Genomic DNA, 16,870 nt, shown 5'->3' on the forward strand with positions numbered 1-16,870 from the left:
ATATGAAATTATTGATTCTTGGCAACCACACTTGCGGCAACCGCGGTGACAGCGCCATTTTGCGCGGACTGATCGATGCGATTACCACCATTGATGACACCGTGCAGGTTGATGTGATGAGCCGTTATCCGGTGAGTTCCGCCTGGTTGCTGGGCCGCCCGGTTATGGGTGACGGCTTGTATAAGCAGATGAAGCAGCACAACAACGCGGTTGGGCTGATGGGGCGGGTAAAGAAAGTGCTGCGCCGTAAATATCAGCACCAGGTTTTGCTGGCGAAAGCCACTGACAACGGGCGCCTGCGCAATATCTCCATCCCGCAGGGCTTTATTGATTTTGTGAAATCGCTGCAAAAATATGACGCGATTATTCAGGTCGGCGGCTCATTTTTTGTCGATTTATATGGCGTTTCTCAGTTTGAGCATGCGCTGTGTAGCTTTATGGCCAAAAAGCCGGTGTACATGATTGGCCACAGCGTTGGGCCGTTCCAGGACCCGCAGTTTAACCACCTGGCGAGTTATGTTTTCGGTAATGCCGAGTCGCTGATTTTGCGTGAGTCCGTCAGCCTTGATTTGATGAAGCAAAGCAATATTGATAGCAGCAAAGTGGAGCAGGGCGTCGACACCGCCTGGTTGGTGGATCATCACAACGACAGCTTTGTGCCGAGCTACGCGGTGCAGCATTGGCTGGAAACCATCAAGCGCAAGAAGACAGTCGCTATTACGCTGCGTGAACTGGCACCTTTCGACAAACGCCTTGGCACCACGCAGCAGGCCTATGAACAAGCATTCGCCTCAGTGGTGAATCGTGTCATTGAGCAGGGTTACCAGGTGCTGGCATTGTCGACCTGTACGGGTATCGACAGCTACAACAAAGATGACCGCATGGTGGCGCTCAACCTGCGCCAGTATGTGAATGACCCGGAGCAATACCATGTGGTGATGGACGAACTTAACGACCTTGAGATGGGCAAAATTCTCGGTGAATGCGAACTGACGGTTGGCACGCGCCTGCATTCTGCCATCATCTCCATGAACTTCGGTACACCTGCGATTGCCATCAACTATGAACACAAATCCGCAGGCATCATGAAACAGCTTGGCATGCCGGAAATGGCGATTGAAATTCGCCAGTTGCTGAATGGATCTTTACAGAGTGTGGTGGCGGATGTGCTGGGGCAATTACCAGCAATCAAAGAACGCCTGGCTCATGCGGTGCGCGCCGAACGTGAAGATGGTTTGCATATGGTGGAATCTGTATTGAAGCGTGTTAAGGGGGAAAAATGAAAGTTGGCTTCTTCCTACTCAAATTCCCAGTGGCATCCGAGACCTTTGTGCTCAACCAGATAACCGCATTTATCGATATGGGTTATGAGGTGGAAATTGTCGCCATCCAGAAGGGGGATTTGACCAACACGCACTCGGCATTCAAAGAGTACGATCTGGCGGCGAAAACCACCTGGCTGATGGACGAGCCTTCGGGGAAGGCAGCAAAACTGCAATCCCGTGCCCTGAATACTCTGCGTGGCGCACTTCGCCCGCAGACCTGGCGCGCGCTAAATTCCAAACGCTATGGCAACGAGGCGCGCAACCTGATCCTCTCCTCGATTTGTGGCCGTAACCCGCAAACCGTACAGGCAGATGTATTTATCGCCCACTTCGGCCCAGCGGGGGTGACGGCGGCCAAACTGCGCGAACTGGGGCTGATTAAAGGCAAAATTGCCACGGTGTTCCACGGCATTGATATTTCAGGGCGCGAGGCACTTGCGCACTACACACCGGAATATCAAAAACTCTTTACGCGTGGCGATTTGATGCTGCCGATAAGCAATTTATGGGCGGGGCGTTTGCAAAAAATGGGCTGCCCGGCCAACAAGATTACCGTTTCGCGTATGGGCGTGGATATGGAGCGCTTTTCGCAGCGTAGCGTGAAAGCTCCGGCCAAAACACTGGAGATTATTTCGGTAGCACGATTGACTGAGAAGAAAGGTCTGCATGTTGCAATTGAAGCCTGCCTGCTGCTCAAAGAACGCGGCGTGAAGTTCCGTTACAACATCCTCGGTATTGGTCCGTGGGAAACGCGCCTGCGTACGCTTATCGAACAAAATCAGCTTGATGACGTAGTATTTATGCCGGGCTTTAAGCCGAACCATGAAGTGAAAGCGATGCTCGATGAAGCTGATGTGTTCTTACTGCCGTCGATAACCGGTGAAGATGGCGATATGGAAGGTATTCCGGTGGCGCTAATGGAGGCGATGGCGGTGGGTATTCCAGTTATTTCCACCGTACATAGCGGTATTCCAGAACTCATAGACGCGGGTCGTTCTGGTTGGCTGGTGCCAGAAAAAGATGCGCCAGCACTAGCGGATACTTTGCAGGCATTCGGCAACATCGAAGCCAATGAGCTGAAACCGATGCTTAGCCTTGCCCGCGCGAAAGTTGAAACTGAATTTAACCAGAAAGTTATCTACCGAGAATTAGCCCGTCAGCTACAAACGCTGTAAACCCACCGAGTGAAACCTCACGAGGATGTATGCGCAAAAGATTTGAATCGACTCACCCTTCGTTTTCCTCCTCCCGCCGCAAATTACTTAAAGCCAGTTCAGTACTGGCTGCGGTGCCATTCATCTTACCTCGTAGCCTGTTTGCCACAGGCCTTAAGAGCGAGGTCAACGTGCAGAAATTCTATAGCGGTGACTGGATTGCCGCGTTCAAACAAGCATTCTCAGCCGCTGATATCGTGACCGTTCCGACCGATTTGGTCTGCGACAACATCAATACCGCCATTTTTATGCCTGCAGGCAAAACCTTGCACGTCGCTGGCGGCTTAAAAGGTAATGGCAAAGGGCGTTTTGTACTGCAGGATGGCTGCCAGATATTGGGCGAGAAGGGTGGGCGGTTTAATAATATCACCCTCGATGTGCGAGGTTCTGATTGCAGTATCAAAGGCATTGATATGAGCGGTTTTGTGCCGGTCACGCAAATTTACATTGGCGGTAAAGAGAAGCGCACCATGCGCAACCTGGTGATTGACCAGATTACGGTGCACGATGCGAACTACGCGATTTTGCGCCAGGGTTTCCATAATCGTATGGAGAACGTGAAGATCACCAACGGGCATTTTAGCCGCCTGCAAGGGGATGCTATCGAATGGAATGTTGCTATCAACGACCATAACCTGCTTATCTCTGACCATGTGATTGAAAATATTGACTGCACCAATGGGAAGATCAACTGGGGTATTGGGATTGGGCTTGCGGGCAGTACTTACGACAACGAGTACCCGGAAGACCAGGCGGTCAAGAATTTTGTGGTGGCAAATATCACAGGTAGTAACTGTAGGCAGTTAATACATGTTGAAAATGGTAAACACTTTGTTATTCGTAATATTAAAGCCCGCAACATTAATCATACTTTCAGCCAGAAAGCGGGAATTGATAATGCGACAATAGCGATTTATGGCTGTGATAATTTCGTGATTGATAATATCGATATGAAAGAGAGTGCGGGGTTTCTTATTGGTTATGGTGTGATCAAGGGTAAGTATTTATCTATTCCGCAAAATTTTAAACTAAACGATATAGCGCTTGATAATACTCACATGCAGTATAAAAGCCGTGGAATACAGATTTCTTCGGGTAACGCGACGTCGTTTGTTGCCATCACCAATGTGGCGCTAAAGCGTGCAACGCTTGAGTTACATAACAAACCGCAACACTTGTTTCTGCGCAACGTTGACGTCATGCAGTACGCTGAAACTGGACCAGCGCTGAAGCTTAACTTCGACCTGCGTAAAGACGTGCGAGGCCGCTTTATGGCTAAGGGTGATACGCTCCTGTCGCTGGCCAATGTACGTGCCGTGAATGAGAAGGGGCAGAGTTCGGTGGATATCGACCGGGTTGACCATCAGCACGTGAACACTAGCGGGTTGAATTTTGTGCTGCCGGTGACGACTAAGTAGATTGTCAAATCACATTGCGAATTTTCCGACCTTTTGCAATGCATAAATCAAGGTTTTGGTTTTGCGTACTTTATTGAGAACGTTAAGATGAAGTACTAATTCTGGGGATCAATTCATGCTGGCATCAGCGCACGAAAAGACTATAATCCCCCAACCATTTTGAGGTGGGCTTGAATATGATTAATTTGAAAGCAGTTATTCCGGTAGCAGGCTTGGGCATGCATATGTTGCCCGCAACAAAAGCTATCCCAAAAGAGATGTTACCAATCGTCGATAAGCCGATGATCCAATATATCGTCGATGAGATCGTAGCTGCTGGTATCAAGGAAATCGTGCTGGTAACGCATTCATCCAAGAATGCTGTTGAAAACCACTTCGACACATCTTATGAACTTGAAGCTCTGCTTGAGCAGCGTGTTAAGCGCCAGTTGCTCGCTGAGGTTCAGTCAATCTGCCCTCCGGGCGTGACGATCATGAACGTACGTCAGGCTCAACCGCTAGGCCTTGGTCACTCCATTTTGTGCGCCCGTCCGATTGTTGGCGACAATCCATTTGTTGTGGTATTGCCTGACGTTATCCTTGATGGCGCAAGTGCTGACCCATTGCGTTATAATTTAGCTGCTATTGTTGAGCGTTTCAGAGAGACAGGGCGCAGCCAGGTTCTGGCAAAACACATGCCTAACGTTGATTTGTCTGAATACTCAGTTATCACAACGGAAGAACCGCTAGATAACGATGGGCAGATTGGCCGCATTGTCGAGTTTGTGGAAAAACCGGATGAACCACAAACACTGGATTCCGATTTGGCCGCGGTAGGGCGCTATGTTCTGTCTACTGATATCTGGGCTGAACTCGAGAAAACCGAGCCGGGTGCCTGGGGCCGTATCCAGCTTACTGATGCCATCGCTGCACTTAATAAAAAGCAAGCGGTAGAAGTTGCATTGATGACTGGCGAAAGCTATGACTGCGGCAAGAAAATGGGTTATATGCAGGCATTTGTACAATATGGTCTGCGTAACCATAAAGAAGGCCAGAAGTTCAGGGACAGCATTCAGAAGCTGCTGGCTCGCTAAGAGTTTTAGAACAATGGTGGTGAGCATTTGATGCAGAACGGCAATCAATAGTGGCGGTGAGGTTTCTTAGTTGAAACGTTACTGAGACTGGTTGCCGTTTTTTTTGAGTTGCATGTTACAAAGTATGTTTGCTGTTGATGACAGGATATTCGAATGAGCAAGAGAGGATAGCTACCATACAAGCTACTGACTCAGTAACGTCTTGTTCATTCAAATGTTTCGTAAAATATAACCGACATAGCACAGGGAATTGTTCTATGCGCTAAGTGTTTAGTGTTCTGGTAGCTGTTAAGCCAGGGGCGGTAGCATGGCTGGTGAAAATTATTCCCCTTTTGTATTACCCATTATTACCTCAATTAATTCAAACGTCCGATATTCATTTATCGAAGAAAATCACTACAAGATTAAAGAGAGATTGCTTCCGTGAAAATTCTTGTTACTGGTGGTGCCGGCTTTATTGGTTCTGCTGTCGTTCGTCATATTATAAATAACACCCAAGACAGCGTGATTAATGTCGATAAATTAACCTATGCAGGTAACCTTGAATCATTGGCAAAGGTCTCTGGTAGTGAACGTTACGCTTTTGTTCAAGCCGATATTTGCGATAGAAATGCACTGGACAAACTCTTTGTCGAACACCAGCCTGATTCAGTGATGCATTTGGCAGCGGAAAGCCACGTTGATCGTTCTATTACAGGACCTGCTGAATTTATTGAAACCAATATTGTTGGCACTTATACAATGCTTGAAGCGGCTCGTGCATATTGGTCGCAACTTAGTGCAGAAGGCAAAGTCAATTTCCGTTTCCACCATATTTCTACTGATGAAGTATATGGTGATTTGCCACATCCTGATGAGTGCCCCGTTGAAGCAGAACTTCCGCTATTTACCGAAACAACATCTTATGCCCCGAGCAGCCCTTATTCAGCGTCTAAAGCGTCCAGCGACCATTTAGTACGCGCATGGCAGCGGACCTACGGTCTGCCTTGCATCGTGACTAACTGTTCAAATAACTACGGCCCATATCACTTCCCAGAAAAGCTGATCCCGTTGGTTATTCTTAATGCGCTCGAAGGCAAGAACTTGCCTGTCTATGGTAAAGGCGATCAAATCCGTGACTGGTTATATGTTGAAGATCATGCGCGGGCGCTTTACACCGTAGTGACTCAAGGTTCGATTGGTGAGACTTATAACATTGGAGGTCACAATGAGAAGAAAAATCTTGATGTGGTACTGACAATTTGTGACTTGCTGGATGAACTGGTTCCAAAGAATACCACTTACCGTGAACAAATCACTTATGTTGCCGACCGTCCTGGGCATGATCGCCGTTATGCAATTGACGCGAGCAAAATTAGTCATGATCTGAACTGGAAGCCGGAAGAGACATTTGAAAGCGGGATTCGTAAAACGGTTGAATGGTACCTAAATAATATTAGATGGTGCCAACGTGTTCAGGATGGCAGTTATCAACGCGAACGTTTAGGGATTTTATTAAAATGAAAGGTATTATTTTAGCAGGTGGTTCAGGAACCCGTCTTTATCCAATAACCATGGGAGTATCAAAACAGCTACTCCCTATTTATGATAAACCTATGATTTATTACCCACTTTCTGTATTAATGCTTGCGGGTATTCGAGATGTTCTCATTATTACTACGCCAGAAGATCAGGAATCATTCCAGCGTTTATTAGGGAGTGGCTCAGCATTTGGTATTAACTTAGAATATGCTGTACAGCCGAGTCCAGAGGGCTTAGCTCAGGCCTTCATCATAGGTGAAGATTTCATTGGATCAGATTCTGTTTGCCTTGTACTCGGTGATAATATTTTCTTTGGGCAAGGTTTTAGTCCTAAATTGCGTAATGCTGCTCAAAGAAATCAAGGTGCAACAGTGTTTGGATACCAAGTGATGGATCCTGAACGTTTCGGTGTTGTTGAATTTGATTCAGAGTTTAATGCTATTTCTATAGAAGAAAAACCAAAGCAACCAAAATCAAATTGGGCGGTAACCGGGCTGTATTTTTACGATAATGAAGTTATCGAAATTGCTAAAAATGTTAAACCCTCTGAGCGAGGTGAAATAGAAATCACTTCCATTAATGAAGAATATTTGAGAAACAATAAATTACAGGTTGAGTTGCTTGGAAGGGGGTTTGCTTGGCTTGATACAGGCACGCACGATAGTCTGATAGAAGCGGGTAGTTTTGTAGAAACGGTTCAAAAAAGACAGGGTATGATGGTTGCATGTCCTGAAGAAATTGCTTGGCGAAACGAGTGGTTAACTGACGACCAGATATTGAATTTGGCAAATATGTATTCTAAAAATAGTTATGGAAAGTACTTGTTCAATTTAATTAAAAGGAAATTTGAGCATGGACATTAAAATGCTAGATTTGTCTTACCATGGGGATGAAAGAGGGGGGCTTGTTTCATTAGAAAGCTGCAAAAATATACCATTTGAAATTAGAAGAGTATATTATCTATTTGAAACAAAAAAAAATATCAGCCGGGGATATCATGCTCATAAAGATCTTAAACAGATTGCAGTTGCTCTTAAAGGATCTTGTAGATTTATTCTTGATGATGGTAAAGAAAGAAAAGAAGTTATATTAAATTCGCCGCAAAAAGGTCTATATATTGATTCTTTCATTTGGCGTGAAATGCATGACTTTAGCGAAGATTGTGTTCTTTTAGTATTGGCAAGTAATTATTTTGATGAATCTGACTATGTCAGGGAATATTCAAAATTTTTAGAGGGTTGCCAAAATGAGTAGAATATCATTAGTAGCTTATGATGAGGAGTTCTTAGAACTCAGTTGGCAATGGTTAAACGATGCTGAAATAAAAGAATTAACATTAACGCCTAATTTTACTAAAAGTGACCAGAAAAAATATTTTAAATCATTGAAAGAAAGGACTAATTATATTATTTTTGGATTAATTGTTGATGATAATATAAAAGTTGGCGCTGCAGGCTTAAAAAATATTGAAACGAATAGAGCCGAATACTGGGGATATATAGGTAATAAGAATTATTGGGGGCAGGGATTAGGTAAAGAATTAGCTAAACTAATGGAAAAGGTTTGTGCTGAGAGGTACATCAACGAGCTTTACTTAAAAGTCTCAAGTGAAAACATTCGAGCTGTAAAGTCATATTTGAACACCGGATATTCTAAAATCAGAAATGAAGGTAATATAATAATAATGGAGAAGATGATTAATGTTAACGCTATTGTCCTTGAATGAGAGTCTTCGCAATGATTGGGATTATGTTGTGGATAATGCAAGGAATGGTCTTTTTTTATTTAAATGGGACTACATTACATATCATGCTGATAGATTTACTGATTGTTCACTTGTTGTGTATAAAAAAAACAAACCAATAGCAATTTTTCCTGCGAACGAAGTTGATGGTACCGTTTATAGTCACCAAGGATTAACATTTGGTGGTCTAATAAGTCTAAAAGAATTGCATGCTACAGAAATTATTGAAATAATTAAGAATATAGTGCTGTTTTATAAAGATAAAAACATCCATAAGATGATTTATAAAAAAATACCCACATATTTCACACAATATCCATGCGACGAAGATTTGTATGCAATTAGCCTTCTTGGAGCAAAATTGATAAGAAGAGATTTATCAAGTATTATAAAATGTAGTAATAAGATCAAGTTAAGTGATTCGCGAAAAAGCACAATTAATAAAGCAAAAAAATCAGGTGTTTTATTTTATGAATCTCAACGGTATGACGCTTTTCATATGATGCTCTCAAATGCGCTTGAGAAGTATAAGGCAAAGCCTGTACATACATTAAATGAAATTGAATTTTTATTAGAAAAATTCCCTAATAATATCAGATTATTTATCGCCGCAATGACAGAAGAGAGTGATCCATTAGCGGGTGTGCTTGTCTATGAATATGATGAAATAGTACATACTCAATATATGGCGAGTACAGAGGACGGTAGGAAATTAGGTGCATTAGATTATATTTTGGCCAGCCTAATTAATGAAGTCTATTCCGAGAAAGAATATTTTTCGTTTGGGATTTCTACAGAAAATAATGGTGAGTTTCTTAATGAAGGTTTGATTAAGCAAAAAGAAGGTTTCGGAGCTCGTGGAGTAGTACACGATTTTTATTCTTTGGAGTTATTATGATTGACTTTCTGAATCTAAAAAAAATTAATGCGCAATATGAAAGTGAACTTTTACTTGCCAGTGAACGAGTAATTAAATCAGGGTGGTATATTCAGGGGGATGAAGTTAAAAGCTTTGAAACCGAATTCTCCGAATATTGTGGAGTTAAACATACCATTGGTGTTGCAAACGGTTTAGATGCGCTTAGCATTGTTATAAGATCATGGAAAGAATTAGGGTTATTAAAAAATGGAGATAAAGTTCTAGTTCCAGCCAACACTTACATAGCTTCAATTCTAGCTGTTACTGAAAATGGATTAATTCCAGTATTCGTTGAACCTGATATTAATAGTTTTAATTTAAGCCTGACCGAAATGGTCAAAATGTATACTGATGACGTAAAGCTTATATTAGCAGTACATTTATATGGGAAGCTTTGCCCAATGGTAGATATCTGCACCTTCGCTCAGGAACATAATCTTTTGGTCTTAGAAGATGCAGCACAGGCACATGGAGCAAGCATTAATGGACGTAAGGCTGGCTGCTGGGGGGATGCTGCTGGGTTTAGTTTCTATCCAGGTAAAAATTTAGGGGCACTGGGAGATGCGGGAGCCGTAGTAACCAATAATTCTGAACTAGCGAGAACGGTTAGAGCATTAGGAAATTATGGGTCAGAAAAAAAATATGATAATATTTATAAAGGCACCAATAGCCGATTGGATGAAATTCAAGCAGCATTTTTGAGAGTAAAACTAAAATATTTAGATCAAGAAATTCAGATTCGTAGATTAATTGCCAGTAATTACATTGCTCGGATTTCAAATGATCTTCTTACACTACCTTCAGCTCCAACATCACAAGAGCATGTTTGGCATTTATTTGTGGTTCGCACAACAGTTCGTGATTCCCTTCAATTATATCTAAAACAACATGGTGTGGGTACTGTTATCCATTACCCTAAAGCGCCACATAAACAAAAATGTTATTCAGAGTATAATGATCTCAACTTGCCGATTACAGAATTAATACATAATGAAGTGATTTCATTACCTATCGATCCAACTATGACAATGAATGAAGTTGATTCAGTTATTAAAATTATAAATGGCTTTGGTAAATGAATCGACTGCTATCGGTCACATCACTAACCGGATTGTTAACACTGCTAAAAATGTGTCTGGGTTTTATTGTAGGAAAGATCATTGCTATATATATTGGTCCCTCTGGAGTGGCATTACTAGGGCAGTTACAGGGGATTGTATCCATTTTTAATGGTCTCGCAAATGCACCTGCTAGTAGTGGTATTGTAAGATATACTTCGCAAAATTTTGAACAAGGCTATGAAAAATGTGCGCCATGGTGGCGCGCAAGTGTTGTATGGATATTGATCTTAAGCAGTATTGCGATTCTTATTGCATTTGTTTCTGCTCAATATTTATCCGAGACATTGCTAAATAATGCTGACTACAAATGGCTTATAATATTGATTGCGTTATTTTTGCCATTAACCGCGATTGGGACGATGATTAACTCTATAGTTAATGGCCAGCAGCAATATAAACGTTATGTATCTATGGGGGCAATTTCAGTAATTATTAGTAATTTTTTAATGGTCGCATTAATAGTTAAGTTTGGTATAACAGGGGCTCTGGTATCCATCAGTTTGCAATCATCTTTCATTGGATGTGTGATGTTTTTTTTAGTCTTGAAGCAACCATGGTTTCTGTTACGAAATTTCTTTGGTGAATTCTCAATAATAGAGTTTAAAGCAATTTCTGGCTATATATTAATGATGATTGCAAGTGCAACGTTAATGCCTTTAGCATTAGTTGCAGTTAGAAAAATATTAGTTATAAATACAGGTTGGAATGCGGCAGGAGAATGGCAGGCCGTATGGAAAATATCAGAGACATATCTTTCAATAGTAACAATGGCATTAGGTACTTATTTTTTACCAAAACTATCGAAATTACAATCACAGTCTGAGTACGAGAGTGAAATTAAAAATGCAGCAAAAATAATTTTACCCATAGTGGGGTTAATGGCGCTAATAATTTTCTTAATAAGAGATGCGATTATATCATTACTATTTACGATTGATTTTTACGGCGCTAGAGATTATTTCTCTGTGCAGTTAATCGGAGATTTTGTGAAAATAGCTGCTTGGTTATTTGCATATCCTATGTTATCGAAAGGTAAAGTAAAATTATTTGTGAGCTTGGAAATTGTGTTTGCAATCAGTTTGGTTTTCCTGTGCTGGCTTTTGGTGCCGGTAATGGGAGTTCATGGAGCAAACTTTGCTTATGCAATGAATTATTTATTATATTTCATTGTGGTTAAATTTAATTTTAAAAAGATAGTTAATTAATATGAATTCACAAAGTTTTATTAGCATTGCTTTGGTTACATATCAATCAGCGTCTACTGTTGTACAGACTCTTAACAGTATAGTCAATCAAAGTTATGGAGCTCAGAATATTGAGTTAATTATTAGCGACGATGGTTCAACTGACACAACAGTCATTACAATTAACAGTTGGATTAAAGAACATGGAAAAAAATTTCAAAATGTAAAACTTTTGGTGAGTGAAAATAATAACGGTACTGTATATAATCTAGAACAAGCACTAAGAGCTTGTTCTGGTCAATGGATTAAAACAATCGCAGGTGATGACATTTTACTTCCTTCCTGTTTATCTAGCTTTAAAGAATATTCTACAAAGAACCAATCTCGTGTGATTTTTTCACAAATGAGTTCATTTCAATTTAAAAATGAAGAAATCAGAATTTTAGATAATGTCTTTCCTGATTCAAATCAGAAAAAGGTATTAAAGGCAGGAATTGAAGAGCAAAAAAAACACCTTCAGCATTCCTGCTTTGCAGTAGCTCCGACTACATTTATTGAGAAGAATTTATTAGAAGAGGTGGGGTATTTAAATTTAAACTTTCGATTGTTAGAAGATTATCCACTGTGGATAAAAATTATTGAGCATGGAGTTAGATTTAGCTTCTTAGATGAAATTACAGTGCTCTATAGGATCGGTGAGTCCACTAGTAGGACCAATGATAAAATAGTTAATTTAGATTTAATGCAGGATTTAATAATTTTAGAAAAATCCATTCTCAGCAATCACTCTGATATTAATAAGTTGCAACTTATAAGGAGGATGGTTTGGGTGTATCTTTACCCAGAATTCATTAGTAAATTTAAAAATAAAAGAACGTTTTTATCAAAGTATACTTTACTTGTTTTTAACTCTTTATTTAAAATTGGGTTCTTTAAAAAAACAATAAATAATTTACTGAGGGCCATAATGTGAAAGAAAAACTTGTTTCTATAATTATGCCCGCATTTAATTCAGGTAAAACAATTAAAGAATCAATCAATTCTGTGTTAATTCAAACATATAGTAATTTTGAGTTGTTAATTATTGATGATGATTCAACTGACAATACCGTTAGTGTTGTAAATGAGTTTACTGACAGCCGTATAATTCTCCTCAGTAACTGTAATTCTAAAGGAGCGGCAGGGGCCAGGAAGACAGGTATCGACCATTCGAGTGGGAAGTATATTGCATTTCTTGATAGTGACGATATGTGGCCTGCCCAGAAATTAATGTTGCATGTGTCTTATATCGAAAGTAATAATGTCTCTTTTACTTATAGTGATTATTATTCATTTGTGCATGCCCCATCTTCTCCAACAAAATTTCATACTGTCGCTGATAAGATTTCGTATAAGGATTTATTGAAATCATGTCAAATTGGGTGCCTTACCGTATTAATTGATAAGAAAAAATTTCGCGATTTAGAGTACGATAACTTACCAAAAGAAGATTATGCTTATTGGTTGAAGTTACTTAAGCAATGTGAGTTTGGATTTAAAGTTCCTGGTAGTTATGCTTATTATAGATTGCAAAAAAAATCATTATCTTCGAATAAATTTAAAGAAATAAAAAAACAATGGTATATTATTAGATATGTTGAGAAAAACTCTTTAATTAAATCGATTTATAATATATCAACATATATCATATATGGTTTAAAAAAACATTTATTGTAAAGTGAGATGAATGAAAAAGATAATTTTCACGATCATATTATTTATGTATATTTTTTCTTTTAAATTACCTTTAATAAATAGTACATTTTATGCAGCCGTAATCTCGTCTGTTTTTTTGATTTTTAGTACGAAAAATATAAATTTAGTTGCAGTAAAAATAGCAGTCAACAAGTTTTCTATGTATATAATTTATCCACTTTCTTTATTTACAGTCATCGCAGCGTGTATTTCTTTGTTACATGCTTCATCTGATTTAAGTTATAGTTTTTCTTTATTAAAGGTTGTGTTGTATGCGGTTTCATTTATCCCTATAGTGATATTATATTATGCATGGCTTGGTCATGGCAATAATGATATTTCAAAAATTGTATATAATGTTTTCTTTATTCAATCATTAATCATTATTTCATGCCTAATCAACCCAATGCTGCGAGAGTTTGTTGGATATTTTCAATTTGAAGATGCAGTTGCTGTTTCAGAAAGATACAATGGAATAAGAGGGTTAGCGTTAGCTGGACCTCAATTTTTTGCACTTGCTTGTTCTTATATTTTCGTTTTTATTTTTATTGCGCATGATTTTGTTCATGGAAAACTGAGTCTAAAATATGTAAGTATAACAATCCCCATAATGCTTCTTGCAACATTTTCAATTGGTAGAACAGCTTTGCTTGGTGCGGTAGTTTATTTTTTGATAGCCGTCACATCAAAAATTAATAAACTTGCAATAAATATAAAAGTAATTAAAAGTTTATTTATTTACTTATTTCTATTCGGTGTCGGTATACTATATGTAATGTTTAACCCTGCCCTGAGTGAGCTTTTGTTTAATAATTTAATACCCTTTGCGTTTGAGTTCATTATAAAGTATCTCGATACAGGAACAGCTTCTACAACATCAACTGATATTTTACAAAATATGTACTTCCCTATTTCAGACTACACTTTTTTATTAGGTGATGGAATGTATTCCGCTGTAAATGGTGTTGGCTATTATATGGGTACGGATGCGGGATATATGAGGCCTATCTTATTTGGTGGCGTATTTTTCTTCTTAATGCTCGCAATGCATTGGTTATTTTCTTTTTGCTATGGGCTGGGGGTTATATATGGCCGTTATATAAGTTTTATTATTTTAGTTGTTACATTAATATTGCAATATAAAGGAGAGGTTATTGCTGTACAACCTACTATTATAGCTACATTATTACCTTTCTTACTATTAGCGAGGAAGGGGCCTAAATAGCTGTTCCAAATAGTAGATCAAGTGAAGGGAATTCAGTCCGATTTAAGCGATCTGATCAATCGCTGAATATCCAAAACCACCAACCGGACTGAGTTATGCCGATCATAGCACCGATACCCGACGCCGAAAGATACCTGATGTAAAAAACTATTCAGAAAACAGACAATAAGAACCATACTCGCAGGTTAACCGCTGTGCTGATGCTTCACTGCGGAGATAAAATAAGCGATGTTGCCAGAAGCACGTTCATCGTTGGGACGCTGGATTAACTGGTTCACTCTTTATGGCCCCGAAGACATGAAATTATTGCCGCCAATACGTGGTCGACGTTGGCCGTTTGAGCATATTTGTGCACTACTGCGTCAGTTAATTGAGGATGCTACGGGAGATTTTGGTTATCAGCGCTCTAGCTGGAGTACTGAATTGTTAGCACTAAAGATCAATGAGATATTAGGCTGTCATCTGCATGCATTAACCCTACGGCGCTGGCTTTCTGCTGCCAGACTGGTCTGGCGAAGAACAGCATCCACATTGCATATTTGTGACCCACATAAAGAAGAGAAAATGGCCGATATTGCCGACGCTCTTGAGCAATGTAGCGTTGGACATCCATCTCAATCCTAAAATCGGTGCTGACTGGCAAGTACGGGGACAACAAAAGCGTGTTGTCACGCACGGTAAGAATGAAAAATATTATCTGGCTGATGCGTTACATTGCGGTACAGGAAAAGTCAGGTATGTTGGAGGAGGCACTAAAAATTTGGATTTATTTATCGACCGGTTTACTTACCGTGGGTGAACCATGTTGAACGGTTATGACAGGCATACAGGACACGATAACCAGAAATCATCACTGCCGCTCGATGCGGCAGTGACTGAACAAAGTCCGCCACTTCATGAAAACAGTCAGTCCATTCCCTGGCAGGTAACACGGTCAGGCAAAAGTGTAGCGATATTTGGAACAGCAATTTAGGATTAGTTATGTTTAAAAATATTGTAAGAAAAGTTTTGTATGTTTGGCATTCAAATAGGAGGTTATTCATATCGGAAAAATTCCACGCCTTTTTTTTGAAGCCAAAAGAATTGTTGGTTATTGATATTGATTTATCAAACAGGATTTTGCTTGTCTACTCCAAAGATAAGCCAGAAATGTTAATTTCAAATATTAAATACACAGCAAGTGGATGTTTGTATAACTTGAGTTTTTCAAATTTAACAGATGAGGTGTCTGCACTATGTGGATGGCGAGTAAAATATCTAAATAATTATTATTGTATATCTAATGCATATAAAAAGTCAGTATTGGAGATTTTTCATTTAATTAAAACTGAATCAGTTATAGATAATTTGGTTGTTTTTTCAGACCGTGATTCTCATGCTGATGATAATGCAGAACACCTTGTAAAGTATATTTTATTAAACAAGCCAGAATTAACAAAATCAAATTTTTTTTATTTTATTAATACTGAGGTGAATTCTAACGAAGATATTGAAAATATAAGAATATCTCCATTTTCTTATACACATGAGATTTTATTGAAACATTGTGGTAAGTACGTGTCCTCCCAAATCGATTTTGCTAAATTGCAATTTCTTCATGCAGAGTGTAAATTCATTTTTTTACAGCATGGGGTTACATTGAATGATATTTCCTCATGGCTAAATATGAAAAAAATAGATTTGATAGTTACGTCAACCTGTCTTGAACATGCCTGTTTTGTTGATGAATCTTCTGCATACAGAATAACTGAACGGGAGGCTTTTTTAGGCGGGATGCCCAGATTTGATTATCTTTATGAGAATAAAAATACTTGTATTGAAAACTCTATTTTAATTGCACCTACCTGGAGATCTTATAAAGTCGATTCCTCCGAAATGCGAGCTTATATTAATGCTTGGTGCAAGTTGCTTCTTTCTAGTTCGATCTATGATCTTTCATTAAAATACGATATTGTATTTATAGCTCACCCAAAACTACAAGACTTAATATTTGAAAAAATCAAGGTGCCTAAATATGTGTTACTTAAGAAACCGAATGATTCTTATAGTTCCATTTTTCTAAAGTCCAAAATTCTCATAACAGATTACTCGTCAATTTCATTTGACATGGCATATTTGTCTAAATATACAATTTACTATCAATTTGATAAAGATTCTTATTTTTCTTCAGGAGTGGTTAAAAATAATAAGGGGAAGGGGTTTTGTTACTATGAAAATGGTTTTGGACCGGTTTGTCATTCGTTAACAGAAGTATCAGATAAGATTGTTGCCTTTTTTGATAATGAGTGGTGTGGTGAGTACGCCCAACGTTTTGAAATGAATTTTAAGCATATTGACGGAAATAATTGCCAACGACTTGTCGCTAAGTTATTTGAATCTTGTTAATATATAT

15 protein-coding genes and 1 pseudogene are annotated in these 16,870 nt (G+C 39.2%); all 16 read left to right on the forward strand.

The features are described from left to right. Positions 1-2 precede the first annotated feature (2 nt). Positions 3-1,283, forward strand: coding sequence for a colanic acid biosynthesis pyruvyl transferase WcaK (gene wcaK, locus LVQ79_RS12775; RefSeq protein ID WP_232865230.1), 1,281 nt, complete (start codon positions 3-5; stop codon positions 1,281-1,283). After that, a complete protein-coding gene (gene wcaL, locus LVQ79_RS12780; protein ID WP_232865231.1) occupies positions 1,280-2,500 on the forward strand; it encodes a colanic acid biosynthesis glycosyltransferase WcaL in 1,221 nt (406 codons plus the stop codon). The genes wcaK and wcaL overlap by 4 nt, the downstream gene beginning before the upstream one ends. A gap of 29 nt (positions 2,501-2,529) precedes the next feature. After that, positions 2,530-3,957 (forward strand): colanic acid biosynthesis protein WcaM, encoded by a 1,428-nt coding sequence (gene wcaM / locus LVQ79_RS12785; protein WP_232865232.1) that lies wholly within the window; start codon positions 2,530-2,532, stop codon positions 3,955-3,957. A 170-nt stretch (positions 3,958-4,127) separates the two neighbouring features. Continuing rightward, entirely contained in the window at positions 4,128-5,030 is a 903-nt protein-coding gene (gene galF, locus LVQ79_RS12790; RefSeq protein ID WP_502258082.1) for a UTP--glucose-1-phosphate uridylyltransferase GalF, read from the forward strand. Positions 5,031-5,453: 423 nt separating this feature from the next. Beyond that, positions 5,454-6,533, forward strand: a complete 1,080-nt coding sequence (gene rfbB / locus LVQ79_RS12795) for a dTDP-glucose 4,6-dehydratase (RefSeq protein ID WP_232865234.1) — start codon at positions 5,454-5,456, stop codon at positions 6,531-6,533. Next, positions 6,530-7,414: a glucose-1-phosphate thymidylyltransferase RfbA gene (gene rfbA / locus LVQ79_RS12800; protein WP_232865235.1), complete on the forward strand. Its 885-nt coding sequence runs from the start codon at positions 6,530-6,532 to the stop codon at positions 7,412-7,414. The genes rfbB and rfbA overlap by 4 nt, the downstream gene beginning before the upstream one ends. Next, on the forward strand, positions 7,404-7,805 hold the full coding sequence (locus LVQ79_RS12805; protein WP_232865236.1) for a sugar 3,4-ketoisomerase: 402 nt from the start codon (positions 7,404-7,406) through the stop codon (positions 7,803-7,805). The genes rfbA and LVQ79_RS12805 overlap by 11 nt, the downstream gene beginning before the upstream one ends. Next, a complete protein-coding gene (locus LVQ79_RS12810) occupies positions 7,798-8,277 on the forward strand; it encodes a GNAT family N-acetyltransferase (protein ID WP_232865237.1) in 480 nt (159 codons plus the stop codon). Before LVQ79_RS12805 ends, LVQ79_RS12810 begins: the two co-directional genes overlap by 8 nt. Beyond that, positions 8,252-9,193 (forward strand): GNAT family N-acetyltransferase, encoded by a 942-nt coding sequence (locus tag LVQ79_RS12815; protein ID WP_232865238.1) that lies wholly within the window; start codon positions 8,252-8,254, stop codon positions 9,191-9,193. Before LVQ79_RS12810 ends, LVQ79_RS12815 begins: the two co-directional genes overlap by 26 nt. Further along, complete coding sequence (locus tag LVQ79_RS12820; RefSeq protein WP_232865239.1) at positions 9,190-10,293, forward strand: DegT/DnrJ/EryC1/StrS family aminotransferase; 1,104 nt, start codon at positions 9,190-9,192, stop codon at positions 10,291-10,293. Before LVQ79_RS12815 ends, LVQ79_RS12820 begins: the two co-directional genes overlap by 4 nt. Beyond that, the gene (locus LVQ79_RS12825) at positions 10,290-11,540 is read left to right on the forward strand and encodes an O-antigen translocase (protein WP_232865240.1); all 1,251 of its coding nucleotides are present in this window, start codon (positions 10,290-10,292) and stop codon (positions 11,538-11,540) included. Before LVQ79_RS12820 ends, LVQ79_RS12825 begins: the two co-directional genes overlap by 4 nt. Before the next feature lies 1 nt (position 11,541). Beyond that, positions 11,542-12,492: a glycosyltransferase gene (locus LVQ79_RS12830; protein ID WP_232865241.1), complete on the forward strand. Its 951-nt coding sequence runs from the start codon at positions 11,542-11,544 to the stop codon at positions 12,490-12,492. Further along, positions 12,489-13,235, forward strand: a complete 747-nt coding sequence (locus LVQ79_RS12835) for a glycosyltransferase family 2 protein (RefSeq protein WP_232865242.1) — start codon at positions 12,489-12,491, stop codon at positions 13,233-13,235. Before LVQ79_RS12830 ends, LVQ79_RS12835 begins: the two co-directional genes overlap by 4 nt. Positions 13,236-13,245: 10 nt before the next feature. After that, the gene (locus LVQ79_RS12840) at positions 13,246-14,478 is read left to right on the forward strand and encodes a hypothetical protein (protein WP_232865243.1); all 1,233 of its coding nucleotides are present in this window, start codon (positions 13,246-13,248) and stop codon (positions 14,476-14,478) included. 149 nt (positions 14,479-14,627) lie between these two features. Further along, positions 14,628-15,407, forward strand: a pseudogene (locus LVQ79_RS12845) (transposase). Between the two features lie 52 nt (positions 15,408-15,459). Then, positions 15,460-16,863, forward strand: a complete 1,404-nt coding sequence (locus LVQ79_RS12850) for a CDP-glycerol glycerophosphotransferase family protein (protein ID WP_232865244.1) — start codon at positions 15,460-15,462, stop codon at positions 16,861-16,863. The last annotated feature ends 7 nt before the right edge of the window (positions 16,864-16,870 follow it).

This window comes from Buttiauxella cochleicola (genome assembly GCF_021282405.1).
In the GTDB taxonomy this organism is placed as follows: domain Bacteria; phylum Pseudomonadota; class Gammaproteobacteria; order Enterobacterales; family Enterobacteriaceae; genus Buttiauxella; species Buttiauxella massiliensis.